This window comes from Streptomyces sp. NPDC048275 (assembly GCF_040652275.1).
Classification (GTDB): Bacteria; Actinomycetota; Actinomycetes; order Streptomycetales; family Streptomycetaceae; genus Streptomyces.
Genome location: NZ_JBEZLR010000014.1, coordinates 100,253 through 123,258, shown reverse-complemented (window position 1 = coordinate 123,258; position 23,006 = coordinate 100,253). Strand labels below are relative to the sequence as shown.

General features: G+C 69.2%; 21 protein-coding genes. 9 read left to right on the top strand and 12 right to left on the bottom strand.

The genetic code is table 11. The features are described from left to right. Positions 1-38 precede the first annotated feature (38 nt). Complete coding sequence (gene sufB, locus AB0D57_RS11945; protein WP_362070608.1) at positions 39-1,463, bottom strand: Fe-S cluster assembly protein SufB; 1,425 nt, start codon at positions 1,461-1,463, stop codon at positions 39-41. Beyond that, positions 1,460-2,218, bottom strand: a complete 759-nt coding sequence (locus AB0D57_RS11940; protein ID WP_362070606.1) for a metalloregulator ArsR/SmtB family transcription factor — start codon at positions 2,216-2,218, stop codon at positions 1,460-1,462. Before AB0D57_RS11940 ends, sufB begins: the two co-directional genes overlap by 4 nt. A 161-nt stretch (positions 2,219-2,379) precedes the next feature. Between AB0D57_RS11940 and AB0D57_RS11935 the strand changes: the two genes are divergently transcribed. Genes AB0D57_RS11935 through AB0D57_RS11920 form a run of 4 tightly spaced genes read left to right on the top strand, consistent with a single transcriptional unit; the run spans position 2,380 to position 5,984 of the window. After that, positions 2,380-3,219 (top strand): AAC(3) family N-acetyltransferase, encoded by an 840-nt coding sequence (locus AB0D57_RS11935; protein WP_362070604.1) that lies wholly within the window; start codon positions 2,380-2,382, stop codon positions 3,217-3,219. Positions 3,220-3,230: 11 nt separating this feature from the next. Continuing rightward, entirely contained in the window at positions 3,231-4,154 is a 924-nt protein-coding gene (locus AB0D57_RS11930; protein WP_362070602.1) for an ABC transporter ATP-binding protein, read from the top strand. A gap of 50 nt (positions 4,155-4,204) precedes the next feature. Beyond that, positions 4,205-4,921 carry an ABC transporter permease gene (locus tag AB0D57_RS11925; protein ID WP_362070634.1) on the top strand — a complete coding sequence of 239 codons (717 nt, stop codon included), beginning with the start codon at positions 4,205-4,207 and terminating at the stop codon, positions 4,919-4,921. Between the two features lie 55 nt (positions 4,922-4,976). Next, positions 4,977-5,984: a COX15/CtaA family protein gene (locus AB0D57_RS11920; protein WP_362070600.1), complete on the top strand. Its 1,008-nt coding sequence runs from the start codon at positions 4,977-4,979 to the stop codon at positions 5,982-5,984. On the opposite strand, the gene AB0D57_RS11915 is transcribed toward AB0D57_RS11920, so the two are convergent. From AB0D57_RS11915 to AB0D57_RS11900, 4 genes are all read right to left on the bottom strand, one after another. Continuing rightward, positions 5,971-6,753 carry a nucleotidyltransferase domain-containing protein gene (locus AB0D57_RS11915; RefSeq protein ID WP_362070598.1) on the bottom strand — a complete coding sequence of 261 codons (783 nt, stop codon included), beginning with the start codon at positions 6,751-6,753 and terminating at the stop codon, positions 5,971-5,973. The genes AB0D57_RS11920 and AB0D57_RS11915 overlap by 14 nt on opposite strands. 20 nt (positions 6,754-6,773) lie before the next feature. Next, positions 6,774-7,880 (bottom strand): amidohydrolase family protein, encoded by a 1,107-nt coding sequence (locus AB0D57_RS11910; protein WP_362070596.1) that lies wholly within the window; start codon positions 7,878-7,880, stop codon positions 6,774-6,776. 123 nt (positions 7,881-8,003) lie between these two features. Further along, positions 8,004-8,360 carry a hypothetical protein gene (locus tag AB0D57_RS11905; RefSeq protein WP_362070594.1) on the bottom strand — a complete coding sequence of 119 codons (357 nt, stop codon included), beginning with the start codon at positions 8,358-8,360 and terminating at the stop codon, positions 8,004-8,006. A 116-nt stretch (positions 8,361-8,476) separates the two neighbouring features. Beyond that, entirely contained in the window at positions 8,477-9,430 is a 954-nt protein-coding gene (locus AB0D57_RS11900) for a heme o synthase (RefSeq protein ID WP_362070632.1), read from the bottom strand. A 378-nt stretch (positions 9,431-9,808) separates the two neighbouring features. On the opposite strand from AB0D57_RS11900, the gene tkt reads away from it, so the two are divergent. From tkt to pgl, 5 genes are read left to right on the top strand one after another with little or no spacing between them, the layout of a single operon-like run. Next, positions 9,809-11,896, top strand: a complete 2,088-nt coding sequence (tkt, locus tag AB0D57_RS11895; protein ID WP_362070592.1) for a transketolase — start codon at positions 9,809-9,811, stop codon at positions 11,894-11,896. 34 nt (positions 11,897-11,930) lie between these two features. Next, complete coding sequence (tal, locus tag AB0D57_RS11890; protein WP_362070590.1) at positions 11,931-13,049, top strand: transaldolase; 1,119 nt, start codon at positions 11,931-11,933, stop codon at positions 13,047-13,049. Position 13,050: 1 nt separating this feature from the next. Continuing rightward, positions 13,051-14,577 carry a glucose-6-phosphate dehydrogenase gene (zwf, locus tag AB0D57_RS11885; RefSeq protein WP_362070630.1) on the top strand — a complete coding sequence of 509 codons (1,527 nt, stop codon included), beginning with the start codon at positions 13,051-13,053 and terminating at the stop codon, positions 14,575-14,577. Beyond that, the gene (gene opcA / locus AB0D57_RS11880; protein ID WP_362070588.1) at positions 14,574-15,689 is read left to right on the top strand and encodes a glucose-6-phosphate dehydrogenase assembly protein OpcA; all 1,116 of its coding nucleotides are present in this window, start codon (positions 14,574-14,576) and stop codon (positions 15,687-15,689) included. Before zwf ends, opcA begins: the two co-directional genes overlap by 4 nt. After that, positions 15,686-16,468, top strand: a complete 783-nt coding sequence (pgl, locus tag AB0D57_RS11875; RefSeq protein ID WP_362070586.1) for a 6-phosphogluconolactonase — start codon at positions 15,686-15,688, stop codon at positions 16,466-16,468. The genes opcA and pgl overlap by 4 nt, the downstream gene beginning before the upstream one ends. A 353-nt stretch (positions 16,469-16,821) precedes the next feature. Here the strand turns inward: pgl and pgi are convergent, their stop codons facing one another. From pgi to AB0D57_RS11845, 6 genes are all read right to left on the bottom strand, one after another. Further along, positions 16,822-18,474, bottom strand: coding sequence for a glucose-6-phosphate isomerase (gene pgi / locus AB0D57_RS11870; protein ID WP_362070584.1), 1,653 nt, complete (start codon positions 18,472-18,474; stop codon positions 16,822-16,824). Positions 18,475-18,556: 82 nt separating this feature from the next. Further along, complete coding sequence (locus AB0D57_RS11865) at positions 18,557-19,825, bottom strand: MFS transporter (RefSeq protein WP_362070582.1); 1,269 nt, start codon at positions 19,823-19,825, stop codon at positions 18,557-18,559. 121 nt (positions 19,826-19,946) lie between these two features. Next, the gene (locus AB0D57_RS11860; RefSeq protein WP_006349936.1) at positions 19,947-20,282 is read right to left on the bottom strand and encodes an RNA polymerase-binding protein RbpA; all 336 of its coding nucleotides are present in this window, start codon (positions 20,280-20,282) and stop codon (positions 19,947-19,949) included. A 239-nt stretch (positions 20,283-20,521) separates the two neighbouring features. Continuing rightward, positions 20,522-20,752 carry a preprotein translocase subunit SecG gene (gene secG / locus AB0D57_RS11855; RefSeq protein ID WP_362070579.1) on the bottom strand — a complete coding sequence of 77 codons (231 nt, stop codon included), beginning with the start codon at positions 20,750-20,752 and terminating at the stop codon, positions 20,522-20,524. Positions 20,753-20,902: 150 nt separating this feature from the next. Next, positions 20,903-21,679 carry a triose-phosphate isomerase gene (gene tpiA / locus AB0D57_RS11850; RefSeq protein WP_362070577.1) on the bottom strand — a complete coding sequence of 259 codons (777 nt, stop codon included), beginning with the start codon at positions 21,677-21,679 and terminating at the stop codon, positions 20,903-20,905. Between the two features lie 6 nt (positions 21,680-21,685). Further along, positions 21,686-22,897 carry a phosphoglycerate kinase gene (locus AB0D57_RS11845; protein ID WP_362070575.1) on the bottom strand — a complete coding sequence of 404 codons (1,212 nt, stop codon included), beginning with the start codon at positions 22,895-22,897 and terminating at the stop codon, positions 21,686-21,688. Positions 22,898-23,006: the final 109 nt, after the last annotated feature.

Here is a 23,006-nt window from a genome sequence, read left to right as displayed (position 1 = left end):
ACGTCAGAAATTCGCTGGCTGTATCCGGAAGGCAGGTCTTAACCGACCGCGCCCTCCATCTGCAGCTCGATCAGCCGGTTGAGCTCGAGGGCGTACTCCATGGGCAGTTCCTTGGCGATCGGCTCGACGAAGCCGCGCACGATCATCGCCATCGCCTCGAACTCGGTCAGACCACGGCTCATCAGGTAGAAGAGCTGGTCGTCGCTGACCTTGGAGACGGTCGCCTCATGACCCATGGACACGTCGTCCTCGCGGACGTCCACATAGGGGTACGTGTCGGAGCGGGAGATGGTGTCGACCAGCAGCGCGTCGCACAGCACGTTCGACTTCGAGCCGTGGGCGCCCTCGCCGATCTCGACGAGACCGCGGTACGACGTACGACCGCCACCACGCGCCACGGACTTCGACACGATGTTGGAGGAGGTGTTCGGCGCCATGTGGACCATCTTGGAGCCGGCGTCCTGGTGCTGCCCCTCCCCCGCGAAGGCGATGGAGAGGGTCTCGCCCTTGGCGTGCTCGCCCATCAGGTAGACGGCCGGGTACTTCATGGTGACCTTGGAGCCGATGTTGCCGTCGATCCACTCCATGGTCGCGCCCTCGTATGCCACTGCGCGCTTGGTGACCAGGTTGTAGACGTTGTTCGACCAGTTCTGGATGGTCGTGTAGCGGCAGCGGGCGCCCTTCTTCACGATGATCTCGACCACCGCGGAGTGCAGGGAGTCCGACTTGTAGATCGGGGCCGTACAACCCTCGACGTAGTGGACGTAGGCGTCTTCGTCGACGATGATCAGCGTCCGCTCGAACTGGCCCATGTTCTCCGTGTTGATACGGAAGTAGGCCTGGAGCGGGATCTCGACGTGCACGCCCTTCGGCACGTAGATGAAGGAGCCACCGGACCACACGGCGGTGTTCAGCGACGCGAACTTGTTGTCGCCGACCGGGATGACGGTGCCGAAGTACTCCTTGAAGAGCTCCGGGTGCTCCTTCAGGGCGGTGTCGGTGTCCAGGAAGATGACGCCCTGCTCCTCCAGGTCCTCGCGGATCTGGTGGTAGACGACCTCGGACTCGTACTGGGCCGCGACACCGGCGACGAGGCGCTGCTTCTCCGCCTCCGGGATGCCGAGCTTGTCGTACGTGTTCTTGATGTCCTCGGGCAGGTCCTCCCAGGACTCCGCCTGCTTCTCCGTGGAGCGCACGAAGTACTTGATGTTGTCGAAGTCGATGCCGGAGAGGTCGGAGCCCCAGTTCGGCATGGGCTTCTTCTCGAACAGGCGCAGGCCCTTGAGCCGGAGCTTGGTCATCCACTCCGGCTCGTTCTTCTTCGTGGAGATGTCGCGGACGACGTCCTCGTTGATGCCACGCTTGGCAGAGGCACCGGCCACGTCGGAGTCGGCCCAGCCGTATTCGTACGTGCCCAGACCCTCGAGCTCGGGGTGGGCAGTCTCCTCGATGGGGAGCGTCATGCGGGGTTCCTCCCGGCGGTGCTTGCAGATGCGTTATCGATAGTTGCGTTATCGACGGTCTTGGAAATCTTGGGGATAAAGGTGGTGCATACGCCGTCGCCGTGGGCGATGGTGGCCAGCCGCTGCACATGCGTGCCGAGCAACTGGGAGAAAAACTCTGTCTCCGCCTCGCACAGCTGCGGGAACTTCTCGGCGACATGGGCGACCGGGCAGTGGTGCTGGCAGAGCTGCTCGCCGACCGGTGCGCTGCGCGCCGTAGCAGCGTACCCGTCCGCGCTCAAGGCCTTGGCCAGGGCTTCGGTGCGCTTCTCGGGGGCGACGGCCTCCATCGCCTTGCGGTATGCCTGGCCCTGGGCGGCGATCCTGGCACGGGCGAAGGCGACGACGGCCTCGTCCCCGCCCGCTCGGTCCGCGATCCAGCGCAGGGCGTCCGCGGCGAGCGTGTCGTAGGACTGGTCGAAGGCGTCCCGGCCGCAGTCGGTCAGGGCGAACACCTTGGCGGGGCGGCCACGCGTCCGCGCGCCGTAGACCCGCTGCTCGCGTGCTGCCACGACATCGTCGGCGACGAGCGCGTCGAGGTGACGGCGGACGGCGGCCTGAGTGAGGCCGAGGCGCCCGGCGAGCTCGGCGACCGTCGACGGGCCGTGGTCCAGGATGGACCGCGCGACCCGGTTGCGCGTCGAGCGCTCTCCGGTCGCGAGCTCCTCCTGCGGGGCCCCCGTGGGGGTCTCCCGAGCCTCGCCAGCGTTTTTCACAACGCCATTGTTGCGTAATTCCTCAGAGCCTGACAAGCCGCGTCCTGATGGGTGGACGGTGCCGTGCATCACTTAGGTATACCTAAGATGACCTGCGGAAACGATCTTTGATCGATCAATCGGGTAGCGTCCCGCGAGGCTGTCCGGGAGACTCCCGAACCATGTCGACACCCCCTCCCACCGGCCCACTCGTCACCCGGGACACCCTCGCGGCACAGCTTCTCTCGATGGGCGTCCAGCCCGGCGAAACGCTTCTCGCACACTCCTCCCTCAGTTCCCTCGGCTGGGTCAACGGCGGTGCGGTCGCCGTCGTCCAGGGACTGCTCGACGCGCTCGGCCCCGACGGCACGCTGGTGGTCCCCACCCAGTCCGGAGACCTCTCCGATCCGGCACTGTGGGCCAATCCCCCGGTACCCGAGGAGTGGTGGTCCACCATCCGGGCGACCATGCCCGCGTACGACCCGCTTCTCACGCCCACCCGCGGCGTCGGCGTGATCCCGGAGACCGTCCGCGGCTGGCCCGGCGCCCTGCGCAGCGCGCACCCGCAGACCTCGTTCGCTGCCGTCGGCCCGCGCGCGGCGGAGATCGTCGAGGGCCACGCGCCCGACTGCCGGCTCGGTGAGCGAAGCCCGCTGGCCCGCCTGGAGACCATCGGCGCCCGGGTCCTGCTGCTCGGCGCCGGTTACGACACCTGCACCAGCTTCCATCTCGCCGAGTACCGCATACCGTCGCCGCGCGTCGAGGTGGGACGGCCGGCCGCCGCGGGCGGCTGGGAGGTGGTCACGGAGGTCTCCATCGACGCCGACCGCTTCGACGAGCTGGGCTCCGACTTCGAGCGGGACCGTGCGGTCGTACGGGGCCGGGTGGGCGCGGCCGACGTACGCCTGTTCCCGGTGGCGGACGCGGTGGCCTACGCCGAGCGCTGGCTGGCACTGCACCGGCCACGTGATCACTACGTGGATGCGGCCCCCGGCGCCTCTCGGCCCCGGCGACGTCCTTAGACTTGCGCCTCATGCGAAGCGAGCCCGTGGTCCAGGTCCAGGCCCTGGTGAAGCGGTACGGAACGAAGACCGCGGTGGACGGCCTCGACCTGGAGGCCAAGGCGGGCATCACCGCCGTACTCGGCCCCAATGGCGCGGGCAAGACGACCACGATCGAGACCTGCGAGGGGTACCGGAAGCCGGACTCCGGCACGGTGCGCGTCCTGGGCCTCGACCCGGTGAAAGACGCCTCCACTCTGTACTCCCGGATAGGTGTGATGCTCCAGTCCGGCGGCGTCTACTCGGGCAGTCGCGCCGACGAGATGCTCCGGCACGTGGCCAAACTCCACGCCCACCCGCTGGACGTGGACGCGCTCATCGAGCGGCTCGGCCTCGACAGCTGCGGCCGGACGACCTACCGACGTCTGTCGGGCGGCCAGCAGCAGCGCCTCGCGCTGGCCATGGCCGTGGTCGGCCGCCCCGAGCTGGTCTTCCTCGACGAGCCGACCGCCGGCCTCGACCCGCAGGCCCGCCGTGCCACCTGGGACCTCGTCCGTGATCTGCGCGCCGACGGCGTCTCCGTCATCCTCACCACGCACTACATGGACGAGGCCGAACAGCTCGCCGACGACGTCGCGATCATCGACGCCGGCAAGGTCATCGCGCAGGGCTCGCCCGAGGAGCTGTGCCGCGGCGGCGCCGAGAACACACTGCGCTTCACCGGCCGTCCCGGGCTCGACGTGGCGTCCCTGCTGAAGGCCCTCCCGGCCGACTGCACGGCGGCCGAGCTCACGCCCGGCTCCTACCGGGTGGGCGGCAAGGTCGACCCGCAACTGCTGGCGACGGTCACCTCCTGGTGCGCACAGCACGGGGTGATGCCGGAGAAGATCTCCGTCGAGCGGCACACTCTTGAAGACGTCTTTTTGGAGCTGACCGGCAAGGAGCTGCGTTCGTGACCACCGCCGGTACATACACGCCGAAGGCGGGGGCGGCCCCCCTCCCCCGCATGATCGGCGCGCAGGCCGCCCTCGAGACGAAGATGCTGCTGCGCAACGGCGAGCAACTGCTGCTGACGGTCGTGATCCCGACCCTCCTGCTGGTCCTGTTCAGCTCGGTCGACATCGTCGACACGGGCGACGGCAAGGCCGTCGACTTCCTGACCCCCGGTGTCCTCGCGCTCGCCGTGATGTCGACCGCGTTCACCGGCCAGGCCATCGCGACGGGCTTCGAGCGGCGCTACGGGGTCCTGAAGCGACTCGCCGCGTCCCCGCTCCCACGCTGGGGCCTGATGACCGCGAAAACGGCGTCCGTGCTGGTCACGGAGATCCTCCAGGTGCTCCTGCTGACCGTCATCGCCTACGCCCTGGGCTGGTCACCGCAGGGCAACCCGCTGGCGGTACTGCTCCTGCTGGTCCTCGGCACGGCCGCCTTCTCGGGTCTCGGCCTGCTGATGGCCGGCACGCTGAAGGCGGAGGCCACGCTGGCCGCCGCCAACCTGGTCTTCCTGCTGCTCCTCGTCGGCGGCGGCGTGATCGTCCCGATGGACAAGTTCCCGTCGGGTGCCCAGGACGTGCTCGGTCTGTTGCCGATCTCTGCGCTCTCGGACGGGCTGCGGGACGTGCTCCAGCACGGGGCGGGCATGCCATGGGGCGACCTCGGGATCCTCGCGGTGTGGGCGGTCGTGGGGCTCGGGGCCGCGGCACGATTCTTCCGCTGGGAGTAGAGAGCCTCCGCCCGGGAACCCCCCTCGTGAAAGCGTGCACAAGCGGCCGCCTACGATGGGACGCGTGCCAAACGTGACCCGAGCCGACGCCGTAGCCTTCGTGCGCAACCCGCTCGCCTTCATCGCCGAACGCTGGACCCCGACACCCCGGACCGTGCGGCGTGCGGCTCTCGCCGCGCTCGTCATGGCGGTGGTCATCGTGGTCACCGGCGGCGCCGTCCGGCTGACCGGGTCGGGCCTCGGCTGTCCGACCTGGCCCAAGTGCACCGACGACTCGCTCACCACCACGAGCGCGATGGGCTTCCACGGAGTCATCGAGTTCGGCAACCGCATGCTGACCTATGTGCTGTGCGCCGCGGTCGGCTGGGCGATCATCGCCGCGCGCTCGCAGAAGCCGTGGCGGCAGGGCCTGACCCGGCTGGGCTGGGCGCAGTTCTGGATCGTCATGAGCAACGCGGTGCTCGGCGGCATCGTCGTGCTGGTGGGCCTCAACCCGTATACGGTCGCGGCCCACTTCCTCCTCTCCACCGCGCTGATCGCCGTTGCCGCGGTGATGTGGCAGCGCACCCGCGAAGGCGACGCCGCGCCGCGTCCCCTCGTCGGCAAGCCGGTACGGCAGATGGTGTGGATCCTGGTCGCCGTGACCGTCCTGCTGATCGCGGTCGGCACGGTCGTCACCGGCGCGGGCCCGCACGCCGGCGACTCCAGCGAAGTCGAACGCATCCCGCTGAACTGGGAGAACGTCACCAAGCTGCACGCCGTGCTGGCCTGGATCGTGGTCACGCTGACCTTCGCCCTGTGGTTCGTCCTCAAGGCGGTCGACGCCCCCAAGGGCCCACTGGACCGCACCCGCGACCTCTTCCTGATCCTCCTCGGCCAGGGCGTCATCGGCTACGCCCAGTACTTCACGGACCTCCCCGAGGTCCTGGTCGGCCTCCACATGTTCGGCTCCTGCGTGGTGTGGATCGGCGTCCTGCGCGTCCTGCTGTCGCTGCGCGAGCGGCCGGAGGCCATGGCGGACCTGCCCGCCGCCGCGACGGAATCGACGCTCACGCGCGCGTGAGTGGTTCGTACGTGGTCACGAGGTCGTCGATCGCGGGGCCGAGGTAGTTTCGCGTCAACTCCCTCCGGCGCGCCGTCCACTCCTTGGTGGGCGGCGCGGGGTCCTCGTACCGCCGTCGCCTGATGTCGTCGACCACCTCGACCGGGGCACCCAGTTCGGGGAGCAGTTCGAGTGCCTCCCGTTTGGAGATCAGCCGCCCGTCCCGCAGGGTCGTGCCCGCCCTCGCGAAGGTGAGCATGCCGAGGTCGACCCAGACGTCCAGATTCCAGAGCCGCGCCTCGCGTAACGCGTCCCGCCAGAACTCCTTCTGGTCCCGTACGACGAAGGCGTTGAGCTCACGGTCCGAAGTGGGCGGCAGCAAACCCTCCGGCGGCCTGCCGTGCAGGACCAAGCCGAAGGCGTGCAGTTCGCGGCGGGTGACGGGAGTGACCGGACGCTTCAGCGCATGGTTGTGGGCCCAGGTGGGATATGACCTGTCCGCGCCGGCCATGGTGTCGGGCGTCAGGTAACTGCAGTGCAGCTTCTCGGCGAGCGGTTCGTCGGCGCGTAGCCGTCGGTGCAGCCGGACAGTCCTGCGCAGCGTGCCCAGCGGGATGGGGCTCTCCAGGACGGCGATCAGGTCGAGATCGCTGTGCCCCTCCTGATAGTCGCCCCCCGCGAGCGAACCGTGCGCCCAGACGGCGACCGGGTGGAGGGCACGCAGATCGGCGAGGAACCGGTCCAGTAGGCGCGCAGTGGCGCCATCGGCCATGGGATCAGGTGCGGTCATGGGATCGGAGTCTGGCGTGCTCACTCCACCCCGTACACCCGCCGCGCGTTTCCCGCCGCGATCAGCCCCGCCACCCGCTGCGCGTCCGCCAGCGACCAGGCGCCCTCGGCGACCCAGGTGCCCAGCACCCGGGCGAGGGCCTCGCGGAAGAGGCGTGCGCCGACCACATGGAGTTCGGGCAGACCGTGGGCCCCGCTGGAGAAGAGCAGTTTGCCGAAGGGGGCCAGTTCCAGCATCTCGGAGAGGACGGCCGCCGCCCGCGCCCCCGTACGCACCAGTGCGGCGCCCAGATCGGCGTACACATGCGGGAAGACCCCGGCGAGGTGGGCCGTGTGACGGTGGTATGGGTAGCCGTGCAGCAGGACGAGGTCGGTGCCGAGACCGGCCGTGGCGCGGGCGAAGTCGGTGAGCAGGACCGGGTCGGTGCGGTCGATGCGCAGACCGGGTTCGCCCAGGCCCGCGTGGAGTTGGAGGGGCAGGCCCGAGGCCACGGCGATCCACAGCAGATGGCGCAGGAGGACGGGATCGCTGAGCGCCCCGCCCACCCGGCGGCCGGCGAGCCAGCGCCCCGCCGCGCCCCGTACCTCCCCCGGTCCGGGTGGCTCGGGCGCGAGCGCCAGGCCGTGTCGTCCGCCCGCGATGGACGTGAAGGCGACGGCGTTCGCGGCGGCTCCGTGGATGGACTCGGCGAGATTGGCGAGAAAGGACTCGACGGTGCCGGAGGTGTCCGCGACCTGTTCGGCCAGCAGTTCGAGGCGGATGATCTCGTGCGCGTGGGCGGCGCCCGTGGAGGCCATCTCGCTCGGCCCGGTCAGATCGCCGGGCAGCCCGGCGTCGACCAGATACGTGGTGATGCCGCTGCCGCGCAGCAGCCTGCGGCCCGACTCCAGGACGCCGAGTTCACGGCGCCGGGCCAGGTAGCGGGCCGGCGGGCAGTGCGGTTCCAGCCCGAGCAGGGGCGGGCACCAGCGACGTACCGCGAAGCCGGTCTGGGTGTCGAAGAGGGTCGTGCCCGCGGCGGGTGGGCCCTCGGTCCTGGCGAGGTGGGCCTCGAAGGTGCCGAGGCCCAGCTCCGTCCGCAGTACACCGTGGCAGTACTGGTCCACGAGGGACGGCATTTCGATCATCCGGACTCCCCGCGACTGGACCGTGCTTTCTCAGTCCTAACGGGTGAACCGGGCGTCGGGTGTTGGTTGCCCACACCCCGTGCGAACGGCCGACGGTTGTCGGCCGCCCCGCGGTACTCGGTCTCAGCCGTTGCCGGGTCCGCCGACCTGGATCCCGGCCATCCGCGTCCACTCGTACGGGCCGGTCTTCACCTTGGCGGCGAACTCCCCGTCGAACGCTTCATGAACAGTGATCCCGGCCTTCTTCACAGCCTGCTCGGCGATGGCGTAGGTGGGTGCCACCAGGTCGCCCCAGCCGCCGTCCGCGCCGACGAGCACCACACGGGCGCCCATCTGCCCGATGTACTCCAGGTGCCCCTCGGCGCCGCCGTGCTCCTTGGTGAAGGCGCCGATCCGCTGGGCGAGTTTGGCCGCCTTGCGCTCGGCCTTGGCGTCCTGGGCGGAGCCGGTGGTCTCGTCAACCTGCTGGGTGTCTGCCATGACCAGGATGCTACCGACGGGTAGACCAAACGGCGACGGGCGGGGTGCGTGGCTTTGACCACGCACCCCGCCCGTTCTCTGTCCAGGTCGCACGAACGGCCGTACGAACGGCCGTACTAACGCAGGAAGGGATCCACCGCGACAGCCACGAACAGAATCGAAACGTAGGTGATCGACCAGTGGAACAGCCGCATCTCCTTCAGCTTCCCACCCGTCACCTCGGCCTTGGCACGGTTCTGCAACCCGTGCGCCTCCCACAGCCAGAAGCCACCCGCGGCGAGCGCGACGGCCGTGTAGAACCAGCCCGTGTAGCCCAGCGGGGTGAGAAGCAGTGAGACCACGACCATCACCCAGCTGTAGATGACGATCTGGCGGGCGACGACCTTGTTGGAGGCGACGACCGGCAGCATCGGCACGCCCACGCGCGCGTAGTCGTCCCTCACCTTCATGGACAGCGGCCAGTAGTGCGGCGGCGTCCAGAAGAACATGACGAGGAAGAGGATGACCGGCGCCCACGACAGGGAGTTCGTGACGGACGACCAGCCGATGAGCACCGGGAGACAGCCCGCGATGCCGCCCCACACGATGTTCTGCGACGTGCGGCGCTTGAGGATCATCGTGTAGACGACGACGTAGAAAAGGAGCGCTCCGAGCGACAGCCACGCCGACAGCCAGTTGACCGTCAGGCCGAACAGCAGCGTCGAGACGACCGCCAGGGAGATACCGAAGGCCAGGCACTCGCGCGGACTGACCATGCCGGTGACCAGCGGGCGCTGCGAGGTCCGCTCCATGAGGGCGTCGATGTCACGGTCGATGTACATGTTGAGGGCGTTGGCGCCGCCCGCCGACAGATAGCCGCCGAGGCAGGTGAGCAGGACCAGCTTCAGGTCGGGCACACCCTGCTCGGCCAGAAACATCACCGGAACGGTGGTGATCAGCAGCAGCTCGATGATTCGTGGCTTGGTCAGCGCCACGAATGCCTTGACACGGGCCCCGAACGGCCGGTGGCTTGGGCTGCTGCTCGTCCCGAGCACCCCCGCTGGACGGGATTCGACGGCCGTCACGCACACCCCTGACAGAGACATCCCAGCAAGCCCCCGGTGTGAACTCCCGGTAAAGGCTCGCGCGTACCACGCCACTGTAGACGTTGCCCAGACCTCGACCTTCGCGGGGGTGGGGTCGTGTTGACGGTGGTCGCAACAGGGGTGCCGAGAGGCGCGCACAACGGGCGCACTGAAGCTCGATTGAGCACTCTTACGAGCGGCTCCGTATTCAGTTGCCGAACACGGATCGGACCAGCCAAGAGGCGGATCCCGGAGACTCCCGGCAGTCTGGAATGACTCGAAAAAACGCACGTACTTACGGGGGTAGGCTCGACAACGGCCGGTGGGCGCCCGAGTGCACCGGCACTGACATGTGGAACATGTGGAGAGGAGCCCTGACCCAGGGTGAGCACCAAGCCGACCACCACAGACCTCGAGTGGACCGAGTTGGACCAGCGGGCAGTCGACACCGCCCGCGTCCTGGCCGCCGATGCCGTACAGAAGGTCGGAAACGGCCATCCCGGTACGGCGATGAGCCTGGCCCCTGCCGCGTACACGCTCTTCCAGAAGGTGATGCGGCACGACCCGGCGGACCCCGACTGGACGGGACGCGACCGCTTCGTGCTGTCCGCGGGCCACTCGTCGCTGACCCTCTACACCCAGCTCTACCTGGCCGGGTTCGGCCTGGAGCTGGACGATCTGGAGTCCTTCCGGACGTGGGGCTCCCGCACCCCGGGCCACCCCGAGTACGGGCACACCCCCGGCGTGGAGACGACGACCGGCCCGCTGGGCCAGGGCGTGGCCAACGCGGTGGGCATGGCGATGGCCTCCCGCTACGAGCGCGGCCTGTTCGACCCGGACGCGGAGCCCGGCACCTCACCGTTCGACCACTTCATCTACGCGATCGCCGGTGACGGCTGCCTCCAGGAGGGCATCTCCGCCGAGGCGTCCTCGCTGGCCGGCCACCAGAAGCTCGGCAACCTGATCCTGCTGTGGGACGACAACCACATCTCGATCGAGGGCGACACCGAGACCGCGGTCTCCGAGGACACCGTCAAGCGCTACGAGGCATACGGCTGGCATGTACAGCGCGTGGCCCCGAAGCCGGACGGCGACCTGGACCCGCACGCGATCTACAACGCGATCGAGGCCGCGAAGAAGGTGACCGACAAGCCGTCGTTCATCGCGATGCGCTCGATCATCGCCTGGCCCGCCCCGAACGCGCAGAACACCGAGGCCGCGCACGGCTCGGCGCTCGGCGACGACGAGGTCGCGGCCACCAAGCGCGTCCTCGGCTTCGACCCGGAGAAGTCCTTCGAGGTGGCCGACGAGGTCCTCGCGCACACCCGTGAGGCCCTGGACCGCGGCCGCGAGGCGAAGGCCGAGTGGGAGAAGGGCTTCCAGGAGTGGCGCACCGCCACCCCGGAGCGTGCCGCCGAGTTCGACCGGATCGCCGCGGGCGAGCTGCCCGAGGGCTGGGAGTCCAAGCTGCCGGTGTTCGAGGCGGGCAAGGGTGTCGCCACCCGTGCCGCGTCCGGCAAGGTACTGCAGGCGCTCGGCGCGGTCATCCCCGAGCTGTGGGGCGGCTCCGCCGACCTCGCCGGCTCGAACAACACGACCATCGACAAGACGAGCTCTTTCCTGCCGGCGGACAACCCGCTGCCGGAGGCGAACCCGTACGGCCGCACGATCCACTTCGGTATCCGCGAGCACTCCATGGCCGCGGAGATGAACGGCATCGCGCTGCACGGCAACACCCGTATCTACGGCGGCACCTTCCTGGTGTTCTCCGATTACATGCGCAACGCCGTGCGCCTGTCCGCGCTGATGCACGCGCCGGTGACGTACGTGTGGACGCACGACTCGATCGGCCTGGGCGAGGACGGTCCGACGCACCAGCCGGTCGAGCACCTCGCCTCGCTGCGCGCCATCCCCGGCCTCAGCGTGGTCCGTCCCGCGGACGCCAACGAGACCGCGATCGCCTGGCGCGAGATCCTCAAGCGCTTCACGAAGGTGTTCGGCAAGGGCGGCCCGCACGGCCTCGCGCTGACCCGCCAGGGCGTGCCGACGTACGAGGCGAACGAGGACGCCGCGAAGGGCGGTTACGTGCTCTTCGAGGCCGAGGGCGGCACGCCCGAGGTCATCCTCATCGGCACCGGCTCCGAGGTGCACGTGGCCGTCGAGGCGCGTGAGCAGCTCCAGGCCGCGGGCATCCCGACTCGGGTCGTGTCCATGCCGTGCGTGGAGTGGTTCGAGGAGCAGGACCAGGGGTACCGGGACAGCGTTCTGCCGCCGTCGGTGAAGGCGCGCGTCGCGGTGGAGGCCGGTATCGGTCTGACGTGGTACCGGTTCGTCGGGGACGCCGGACGCATTGTTTCGCTGGAGCACTTCGGTGCTTCGGCCGACGGCAAGGTGCTCTTCCGCGAATTCGGTTTCACTGCCGAGAACGTCGCCAATGCCGCCCGGGAATCGATCGCCGCAGCCCAGCGCTGACGCTGATATACGACACGTAGGAGATGCAATTTCCATGACAGACGCACTCAAGCGCCTCTCCGAGGAAGGCGTCGCGATCTGGCTGGACGACCTGTCGCGCAAGCGGATCACGTCCGGCAATCTCGCCGAACTGATCGACCAGCAGCACGTCGTGGGCGTCACCACCAACCCGTCGATCTTCCAGAAGGCGATCAGCAGCGGCGACGGCTACGAGCAGCAGCTCACCGACCTCGCCGCCCGCAAGGTCACCGTCGACGAGGCCATCCGCATGATCACGACGGCGGACGTCCGTGACGCCGCCGACATCCTGCGCCCGGTCTTCGACGCGACGCAGGGTCAGGACGGCCGGGTCTCCATCGAGGTCGACCCGCGCCTGGCCCACAACACCACCGCGACCATCGCCGAGGCCAAGCAGCTGGCCTGGCTGGTGGACCGCCCCAACACGCTCATCAAGATCCCGGCGACCAAGGCGGGCCTGCCCGCGATCACCGAGGTCATCGGCAGGGGCATCAGCGTCAACGTCACGCTGATCTTCTCGCTGGAGCGCTACCGCGAGGTCATGGACGCCTACCTGGCGGGCCTGGAGAAGGCCAAGGCCGCGGGCATCGACCTCTCCGGGATCCACTCGGTGGCGTCCTTCTTCGTGTCCCGCGTGGACACCGAGATCGACAAGCGGATCGACGCCCTGGGCACCCCCGAGGCCAAGGCCGCCCGCGGCAAGGCGGGCCTCGCCAACGCCCGGCTCGCCTACCAGGCGTACGAGGAGGTCTTCTCCTCCGACCGCTGGGCCGCCCTCGACAAGGCGCAGGCCAACAAGCAGCGCCCGCTGTGGGCCTCGACCGGCGTCAAGGACCCGGCGTACAAGGACACCCTGTACGTCGACGACCTGGTCGCGCCGAACACCGTCAACACCATGCCGGAGGCCACCCTGCAGGCCGCCGAGGACCACGGCGACATCACCGGAAACACCATCGCCGGTACGTACGAGCAGTCCCGCGCCGAACTCGACGCCGTCGAGAAGCTCGGGATCTCCTACGACGACGTGGTCCAGCTCCTGGAGGACGAGGGCGTCGAGAAGTTCGCGGCGTCCTGGAACGACCTGCTCAAGTCCACAGAGGCAGAGCTCCAGCGCCTCGCCCCCTCGGAGGGCTGAAATCTTGTCAAGCAGCAACCCGCTGCGTGACCCCGCAGACCGACGGCTCCCGCGTATCGCGGGGCCGTCGGGCCTGGTCATCTTCGGCGTCACAGGCGATTTGTCACGTAAAAAGCTGATGCCCGCCGTGTACGACCTCGCCAACCGCGGGCTGCTGCCGCCGGGCTTCTCGCTCGTCGGCTTCGCCCGCCGTGAGTGGGCCAACGAGGACTTCGCCCAGGAAGTCCACGACGCCGTCAAGGAACACGCCCGTACGGAGTTCCGCGAGGAGGTCTGGCAGCAGCTCATCCAGGGGATGCGCTTCGTCCAGGGCACCTTCGACGACGACGACGCGTTCGAGCGGCTGCGCTCCACGATCGAGGAGCTGGACAAGGCACAGGGCACGGGCGGCAACTTCGCCTTCTACCTGTCCGTGCCGCCGTCCGCCTTCCCGGTGGTCATCCAGCAGCTGAAGAAGCACCGTCTGGCCGATCAGTCGAGCGGCTCCTGGCGGCGCGCGGTCATCGAGAAGCCCTTCGGCCACGACCTGAAGTCGGCCGAGGAACTCAACGCGATCGTGCACGAGGTCTTCTCCTCGGACCAGGTCTTCCGCATCGACCACTACCTCGGCAAGGAGACCGTCCAGAACATCCTGGCGCTCCGCTTCGCCAACCAGATGTTCGAGCCGATCTGGAACCGGTCGTACGTCGACCACGTGCAGATCACCATGGCCGAGGACATCGGCATCGGCGGCCGCGCCGGCTACTACGACGGCATCGGCGCCGCCCGCGACGTCATCCAGAACCACCTGCTCCAGCTGATGGCTCTGACGGCCATGGAGGAGCCCTCGTCCTTCGACGCGGACGCACTCGCCGCCGAGAAGACCAAGGTGCTCGGCGCGGTGCGGATCCCGAAGGACCTGGGGCGCGACACCGTGCGCGGGCAGTACGCGGCAGGCTGGCAGGGTGGCGAGAAGGCAGTCGGCTACCTCCAGGAAGACGGTATCGACCCCAAGTCGAAGACCGACACCTACGCGGCCATCAAGGTGGAGGTCGACAACCGCCGCTGGGCGGGCGTCCCCTTCTACCTCCGCACCGGCAAGCGCCTCGGCCGCCGCGTCACCGAGATCGCCGTCGTCTTCCAGCGCGCCCCGCACTCCCCCTTCGACCACACGGCGACGGAGGAGCTGGGCCAGAACGCGATCGTCATCCGCGTCCAGCCCGACGAGGGCATCACGGTCCGCTTCGGCTCCAAGGTGCCCGGCACCTCCATGGAGATCCGGGACGTCTCGATGGACTTCGCGTACGGCGAGTCGTTCACGGAGTCGAGCCCGGAGGCGTACGAGCGTCTGATCCTGGACGTCCTGCTGGGCGACTCGAACCTCTTCCCGCGCACCGAGGAGGTCGAGCTGTCCTGGAAGATCCTCGACCCGATCGAGGAGCACTGGGACAAGCACGGCACGCCCGCGCAGTACCCCTCGGGCACGTGGGGCCCCGTCGAGGCGGACGAAATGCTCGAACGAGACGGACGGAGCTGGCGTCGCCCATGAAGATAGACCTCACGGACACCACGGCCAGCAAGATCAACAAGGCGCTCGTGCAGGGCCGCCGGGCCATCGGCACCCCCGCCGTCGGCATGGTCCTCACCCTCGTCATCGTCACCGACGAGGAGAACGCCTACGACGCTCTGAAGGCCGCCAACGACGCGTCCCGCGAGCACCCCTCGCGGACCCTCGTGGTCATCAAGCGCGTCTCCCGCTCGCCCCGCGACCGCACGAACTCCCGCCTCGACGCCGAGGTACGGCTCGGCGCGGACGCGGGCACCGGCGAGACGGTCGTCCTGCGGCTCTACGGCGAGGTCGCGGACCACGCCCAGTCCGTCGCGCTCCCCCTGCTCCTGCCGGACGCCCCGGTCGTGGTCTGGTGGCCGGTCGGCTCCCCACGTGATCCGGCCAATGACCCACTGGGGGCCCTGGGCCAGCGCCGGGTCACCGACAGCTACTCGGCGGAGAAGCCCGTCAACGAACTGCGGGCCCGCGCAGAGAACTACGAGCTCGGCGACACCGACCTGGCGTGGGCCCGGATCACTCCGTGGCGCTCGATGCTGGCCGCTGCCCTCGACCAGATCAGCTGCGAGGTCATCTCCGCCGAAGTGGCCGGCCAGGAGTCCAACCCGAGCGTCGAGCTGCTCGCCATGTGGCTCGCCGACCGGCTCCACGTACACGTCCGGCGCGCGATCTCCGCCGGTCCCGGCCTGACCCAGGTGCGGATGGAGACGACCGGTGGCCCCATCACGCTGCACCGGTCGGACGGAGCGATGGCCACGCTGGCGCTGCCGGGCCAGCCGGACCGCGCGGTGGCGCTCAAACGCCGCGAGACGTCCGAGTTGCTCGCGGAGGAGCTGCGAAGGCTCGATCCGGACGACACGTACGCGTCCGCCCTGCGGTTCGGGGTGGACCGGCTGGGCGGGATTCCCTCCGCCACGCAGAGGGCGGAGGCGCTCATTCAGACCTCGGCGCCCCTTCCGGTCCGGACGGTGCCGGACTCGGCAGCCCCGGGCCGGACGTCCGCGCAGGCTCTGCCGCCCGCCTCCGCGTCGGGCGACGGCGATCGGCCCTCTCCGGCGAAGATGCCCCCGGTCAAGAAGGCGGACTCGCCGTGAGCACTCCACAGCTCGTCGTGCACCGCGACAAGGAGCTGATGGCCCAGGCCGCCGCGGCCCGCCTGATCACGAAGGTGGTGGACGCGCAGGCCTCGCGCGGCTACGCCTCGGTCGTGCTCACCGGTGGCCGCAACGGCAACGGGCTGCTCGCCGCGCTCGCGGCGGCACCCGCCCGGGACGCCATCGACTGGGGCCACATCGACCTGTGGTGGGGTGACGAGCGGTTCCTGCCCGAGGGCGACCCGGACCGCAATGACACCCAGGCCCGCGAGGCACTGCTGGACTCGGTGCCACTGGACCCCAAGCGCGTGCACACCATGCCCGCGTCGGACGGACCGCACGGTACCGACGTGGGCGCGGCGGCCGAGGTCTACGCCGCCGAGCTCGCCCGGGCCGCGGGACCCGAGAACCACGGCTCGGTCCCGACCTTCGACGTCCTCATGCTGGGCGTCGGCCCGGACACCCATGTGGCGTCGCTCTTCCCGGAGCTGCCCGCGGTACGGGAGACGGAGCTGACGGTGGTCGGTGTGACCGGCGCGCCGAAGCCCCCGCCAACCCGGATCACGCTCACGCTCCCCGCGATCCGCTCGGCGCGTGAGGTGTGGTTGCTGGCGGCCGGCGAGGACAAGGCGCAGGCCGCGGCCATCGCGTTGTCGGGTGCGGGTGAGGTGCAGGCCCCCGCGGCCGGGGCCTACGGTCGTTCCCGAACGTTGTGGCTCCTCGACGCGGCAGCGGCATCCCAGCTCCCGCGCTCGCTGTATCCGCCAGCTTCGGCTTGACGGAGGGGCGGCGGGGTTTTGATTCGCCCCCGCCGCCCCACCCCATTCCTGGGGGCTCCGCCCCCAGACCCCCGTTCGGCCTGAACGGCCTCGTCCTCAAACGCCGGACAGGCTAAAAAACTTCAAGCGCCGCCCGGCATCATCCAGCCCGTCCGGCGTTTGCGGACGGGCCCTTCGGGCGAAGGCGGGGGTCCAGGGGGCGCAGCGCCCCTGGCGGGGGGGTCTGGGGCGGAGCCCCCAGGGACGATGGGGTCACCCTGCTCGAGCGAAGCCGAGAGCTTGGGGGAGGGTAGGGGCGGCGGGGGCGAATCACCCCCCGACCACACCCCCGGCACCCAGCTCACACCCGGGCTCTACCGGCCCCGCAACTCCCGGTACTTGGCGACCAACGCCGTCGTGGACTCGTCCAGCCCCGACACCTCCGCCCCCTCCGTCAACGCGGGCTCGACGCGCTTGGCAAGCACCTTGCCGAGCTCGACGCCCCACTGGTCGAAGGAGTCGATGTTCCAGACGGCACCCTGGACGAACACCTTGTGTTCGTAGAGGGCGATGAGCTGCCCCAGAACCGACGGAGTCAGCTCGCGCGCGAGGATCGTGGTCGTCGGGTGGTTGCCCTTGAACGTCTTGTGCGGCACCAACTCCTCCGGCACCCCCTCGGCCCGCACCTCGTCCGGCGTCTTACCGAAGGCCAGCGCCTGCGTCTGCGCGAAGAAGTTCGCCATCAGCAGGTCGTGCTGGGCGACCAGACCGGGCAGCAGATCGGCGACCGGCTCGGCGAAGCCGATGAAGTCCGCCGGGATCAACTTGGTGCCCTGGTGGATGAGTTGGTAGTAGGCGTGCTGCCCGTTCGTGCCCGGTGTGCCCCACACCACCGGCCCGGTCCCCCACTCCACGGGGCGGCCGTCCCGGTCCACGGACTTGCCGTTGGACTCCATGTCCAGCTGCTGCAAGTACGCGGTGAACTTGGACAGATAGTGCGAGTACGGCAACACCGCATGTGCCTGCGCGTCATGGAAGTTGCCGTACCAGATGCCCAACAGGCCCAGCAGCAACGGCACGTTGGACTCCGCGGGAGCGGTGCGGAAGTGCTCGTCGACGAGATGGAACCCGTCGAGCATCTCGCGGAACCGGTCCGGGCCGATCGCGATCATCAGGGACAGCCCGATCGCCGAGTCGTACGAGTAGCGCCCGCCGACCCAGTCCCAGAACTCGAACATGTTGGCCGTGTCGATGCCGAAGTCGGACACCTTCTCGGCGTTGGTCGACAGCGCCACGAAGTGCTTGGCGACGGCCCCCTGACCTGCCTTCAGCTCGGTCAGCAGCCAGTCACGCGCGGAGGTCGCGTTGGTGATCGTCTCGATGGTGGTGAACGTCTTGGAGGCGATGATGAACAGCGTCTCGGCCGCGTCGAGGTCCCGCACGGCCTCGTGCAGATCGGCACCGTCCACGTTCGACACGAACCGCACGGTCAGCGAACGGTCGGTGAAGGCACGCAGCACCTCGTAGGCCATCGCCGGGCCGAGGTCGGAGCCGCCGATGCCGACGTTCACCACGTTCTTGATGCGCTTGCCGGTGTGGCCGGTCCACTCACCCGAACGGACCCGCTCGGCAAAGCCCGCCATCTTGTCGAGCACGGCGTGCACCGCCGGAACGACGTTCTCGCCGTCGACCTCGATCACCGCGTCACGCGGGGCGCGCAGCGCGGTGTGCAGCACCGCGCGGTCCTCGGTGACGTTGATCTTCTCGCCGCGGAACATGGCGTCTCGCAGCCCGAAGACGTCGGTCGCCGCGGCCAGCTCGTGCAGCAGCCGCAGCGTCTCGTCGGTGATCAGGTGCTTGGAGTAGTCGACGTGCAGATCGCCGACCTGGAGTGTGTAGCCCGATCCGCGCCCGGGGTCGGTCGCGAACAGGTCCCGCAGATGGGTGTCCGCGAGTTCCTCGCGGTGCTTGGCCAGAGCGGTCCACTCGGGCGTCTGGTTGAGCCTGGCACGGCTGTCTGCGTTCATCTCTGACTTCCGCCTTCTTTCCTGCGTGTGCTGCTGCGTACCTCTGCGTACCTAGCCCCGCTGCCGATCCCAACCTAATTGATCAGGGCTTGACGTGAGCTGTCGTCGCGCCGTCGTCCGGCTCAACAACAGATACGTTCGGCTTGAGCGCAGGTATCAGCGAGATGACGGCGAGTGCGAAGAGCACGGCCGCGAACAGCGCGGGCCCGTTCAGCCCGTACGCCCCGGCCACGACGCCGCCCAGCAGGGCGCCGAGCGGGGCTCCGGAGGTCGAGGCGGTGCGGAACGCGGAGCTGATGCGGCCCACCATGGATTCCGGGCTGCGCTGCTGCATCAGCGTGACCTGGTTGACGTTCCACACCATGTTCATCAGTCCGAGCAGCGCCATGCCCACGAGGAGGGCACCCAGGTGGCGGACGGTGCCGATGAGCACCAGGGAGACCGTCTGGACGCTTCCGCACAGCAGCAGGCTGCGGACTCGCCCGATCCGGCGCGCGATGCGCTGTGCCAGCACTCCCCCGGCCAGGCTCCCGGCGGAGTAGGCCGTCATCGCGGCCGCGAAACCGGCGTTTCCCGCGTGCAGCCAGCGGGTCACGTGCAGCACCAATGTGGCGATGAGGGCGCCCATGCCGATGTTGCACAGCAGCGTGGCCACGCAGATCGGGCGTAGTGCCCCGTCGCGCCACAGGGCACGCAGGCCCTCGGCCACCTCCGCCCGCAGGGTGCTCCCGGCCGGGCGGCGCTCCCGCTCGGGCGCCTGGATGCGCAGGGAGGCCACGAGTGCGGCGGCCAGGAGATAGGTGGCCGCGTCGGCCGCGAACGGCATGGCGGCCCCGACGGCGAGGAGCAGCGGTACGAACGGGCTGGCCAGGAAGCCGCCGGCGAGTTGCTGGCCGGTCATCAGCCTGGCATTGGCACTGCCGAGGCCTTCTCGGTCCACCAGGGACGGCAGCAGGGCCGTGGACGCGTTGTCGAACAGCGTCTGGAGGGTGGTCAGCGCGAAGGCGAGCGCGATCAGCAGGCCGATCGACGCCTGTCCGAGCCCGACTGCGAGGGCGAAGCAGACCATCAGCGCGCCACGTACGGTGTCGACGGCCCACATCGCCCGCCGCTGGTCCACCCGGTCCGCGACCGCACCGCCCACCAACCCGAAGAGGAGCCAGGGGAGATAGCCGCAGGCCGTGACGGACGCGATGACGAGCGGATCGTCCGTGAGCTGCACGGCGAGCAGCGGCAGCGCGGCGTTGCGCAGCGCGTCCCCGAACCGCGATACCACCGCCGCGGTCCAGAGCCGCCCGAACCCCCCGCGCCACGCGGGTGCCCGCACGCCCGCCACGTCCGTCGTCACCACAACGCCCCCTCCGATTGCGCCACTTCAACAACCGTAGAGGGCACCACTGACAATCGGTCCCGGCGCTAGGGCGAAACAGCTCCGGCCAGGCACCCTCAGGTGCCTGGCCGGTTGTCAACTCCTAGATCTCGCCCCGCAGTTTGGCGAGCGCCTCGGCGAGGATCGCCTCGCCGTCCGCGTCGCTGCGTCGCTCCCGTACATACGCGAGGTGCGTCTTGTACGGCTCGGTGCGCGGCGGGTCCGGCGGGTTGTCCTGGTCCTGTCCGGCGGGAAAGCCGCAGCGCGGGCAGTCCCAGGTGTCGGGAACCTGCGCGTCGCTGGCGAAGCTGGGCTGCGTCTCGTGCCCGTTGGAGCACCAGAAGGAGATGCGCAGCCGGGGCGCGGACTCGCCACGCTCAGCCTCGCCCATCGGCCCCGCCCCGACCCGGCTTCCTCGGATCGCGTTGCCACTTGCCACGGTCGTAACTCCCTGCGTGATGGTGCCGCGAAGCGAGTCGGCGTTTTCGCTTCGTTGCGAGCGCCTCAGTCTACGTAAGGCCCAACGCGCGTCCAGTGATTGGAGTTACCCCCCCGCCCCTAGACGCAAGCCCCATGATAGGCCGCGCCTGCGGGCGCGTACCGGACATGGGGCCTTACGTGTGTGGAATGTGCTTGCGGAATGCGCAGTTGTGCTGCCGTACCGATATCGGTCGGCGGTCAGTTGTTGACCTTCATCAGGATGCCGAGTACGACGATGCACGCGAACCAGAGCAGACCGATCACCACGGTGATGCGGTCGAGGTTGCGCTCGGCGACCGAGGAGCCGCCGACGGACGACTGCATGCCGCCACCGAACATGTCGGAGAGGCCGCCGCCCTTGCCCTTGTGCATCAGCACCAGCAGCATCAACAGCCCGCTGAAGACGATCAGGGCGATCGAGAACCCCATAACCACGGCTGAACCAACTTCCTCGGATCTGGATCGACGACGGGGGCCCGGTGGCCACGCGGCCGAACCGCACATGGACTGCACCGGACCCCCGCAAGGGTACGACGGATCGCCGCTACCGCATACTCACTGCTCGACTCGCTGGTCGGCTCACTGGTCGCGGAAGCGGACGATCTTGACGAACTCGTCGGCGTCCAGCGAGGCGCCGCCGACCAGAGCACCGTCGATGTCGGGCTTCGCCATGATCTCGGCGACGTTGCCGGACTTCACCGAGCCCCCGTACTGGATGCGGACCTTGTCGGCCAGCTCCTGGGAGTACAGCTCGGCCAGGCGCCCGCGGATCGCCCCGCAGACCTCCTGGGCGTCGTCGGAGCCGCAGACCTTGCCGGTGCCGATGGCCCAGACCGGCTCGTACGCGATCACGATCGTCTCGGCCTGGTCGGCGGGGATGTCCTTGAGGCCGCCTTCGACCTGGGAGAGCGTGTGCGTGACGTGGTTGCCCGCCTCGCGGACGTCCAGCTCCTCGCCGACGCACAGGATCGGGGTGAGGCCGTGCTTGAACGCGGCCTTGACCTTGGCATTGACGACGTCGTCGGTCTCGTTGTGGTACTGCCGGCGCTCGGAGTGGCCGATCGCCACGTACGTGCACTTCAGCTTGGACAGCATCGGGCCCGAGATCTCGCCGGTGTAGGCACCGGAGTCGTGCGCCGAGAGGTCCTGGGCGCCGTACTTGATCTTGAGCTTGTCGCCGTCGACCAGGGTCTGCACGGAGCGCAGGTCGGTGAAGGGCGGCAGGACGGCGACCTCACAGGCGTCGTAGTCCTTGTCGGCCAGGGCGAAGGCGAGCTTCTGGACGTGGGCGATGGCCTCGAGGTGGTTGAGGTTCATCTTCCAGTTGCCCGCCATCAGCGGCGTGCGAGTGGTCATACGGGGTCAGTCCTCCAGTGCGGCGAGGCCGGGGAGCGTCTTGCCCTCGAGATATTCGAGGGAGGCGCCGCCACCGGTCGAGATGTGGCCGAATGCCGTCTCGTCGAAGCCCAGGATGCGGACGGCCGCGGCGGAGTCGCCGCCGCCGACGACCGTGAAGGCCGGGGAGTCGAGAAGGGCCTGGGCGACCGCCTTGGTGCCCTCGGCGTAGTCGGGGTGCTCAAAAACGCCCATCGGGCCGTTCCAGAAGACGGTGGCGGCGTCGGCGAGCTTCGATGCGTACAGCTTGCGGGTCTCGGGGCCGATGTCCAGACCCTCCTGGTCGGCCGGGATGGCGTCCGCGGCGACGGTGGTGGGGTTGGCCGGGGCCTTGGTCTTCAGGTCCGGGAACTCCGGGGCGACCAGAACGTCGACGGGAAGGACCAGCTCGACGCCGCTCTTCTCCGCGCGCTCGATGTACTCCTTGACAGCCGGAACCTGGTCCTCCTGGAGGAGGGAGATGCCGACCTCGTACCCCTTCGCCTTGAGGAAGGTGTACGCCATGCCGCCACCGATGAGGAGACGGTCGGCCTTGCCGAGGAGCTGGTCGATGACGGCGAGCTTGTCGGAGACCTTGGCGCCGCCGAGCGCGACCACGTAGGGGCGCTTCACGTCCACGGTGAGCTTCTTCAGGACGCCGACCTCGGTGGCGATGAGGTAGCCCGCGTAGTGCGGCAGGCGTGCCGGGAGGTCGTACACGGAGGCGTGCTTGCGGTGCACGGCACCGAAACCGTCGCCCACGTAGACATCCGCCAGGGCGGCGAGCCGGTCGGCGAACTCGCCGCGCTCGGTGTCGTCCTTGGACGTCTCGCCGGCGTTGAAGCGCAGGTTCTCGATGACCGCGACCTGGCCGGGCTCCAGCCCGTTCACGGCGTCGTGGGCGGCGGGGCCGACGGTGTCCTGCGCGAACGCGACGGGGGCACCGAGGAGTTCACCGAGGCGCTCGGCGGGCTGCAGCAGGGAGAAAGCCGGGTCCGGGGCGCCCTTGGGGCGGCCCAGATGCGAGGCCACGACCACCTTGGCGCCCGCGTCCGCGAGGGCCTTGACGGTCGGCAGCACGGCGCGGATGCGGCCGTCGTCGGTGATGAGGCCGTCGGCCAGCGGCACGTTCAGGTCGGCACGGACGAAGACCCGCTTGCCGTCCACGCCTTCGGCGAGAAGTTCGTCGATCGTCTTCATAAGGGGACTCCTAGGAAGGCTCTTTTGATCCGAGAGGGCTGATCGATCAGACGCGAGTCAGGGCTCGGGCAGCGCGTCCGTGCGCTGCCCGAGCCCTGTGCTCACATCG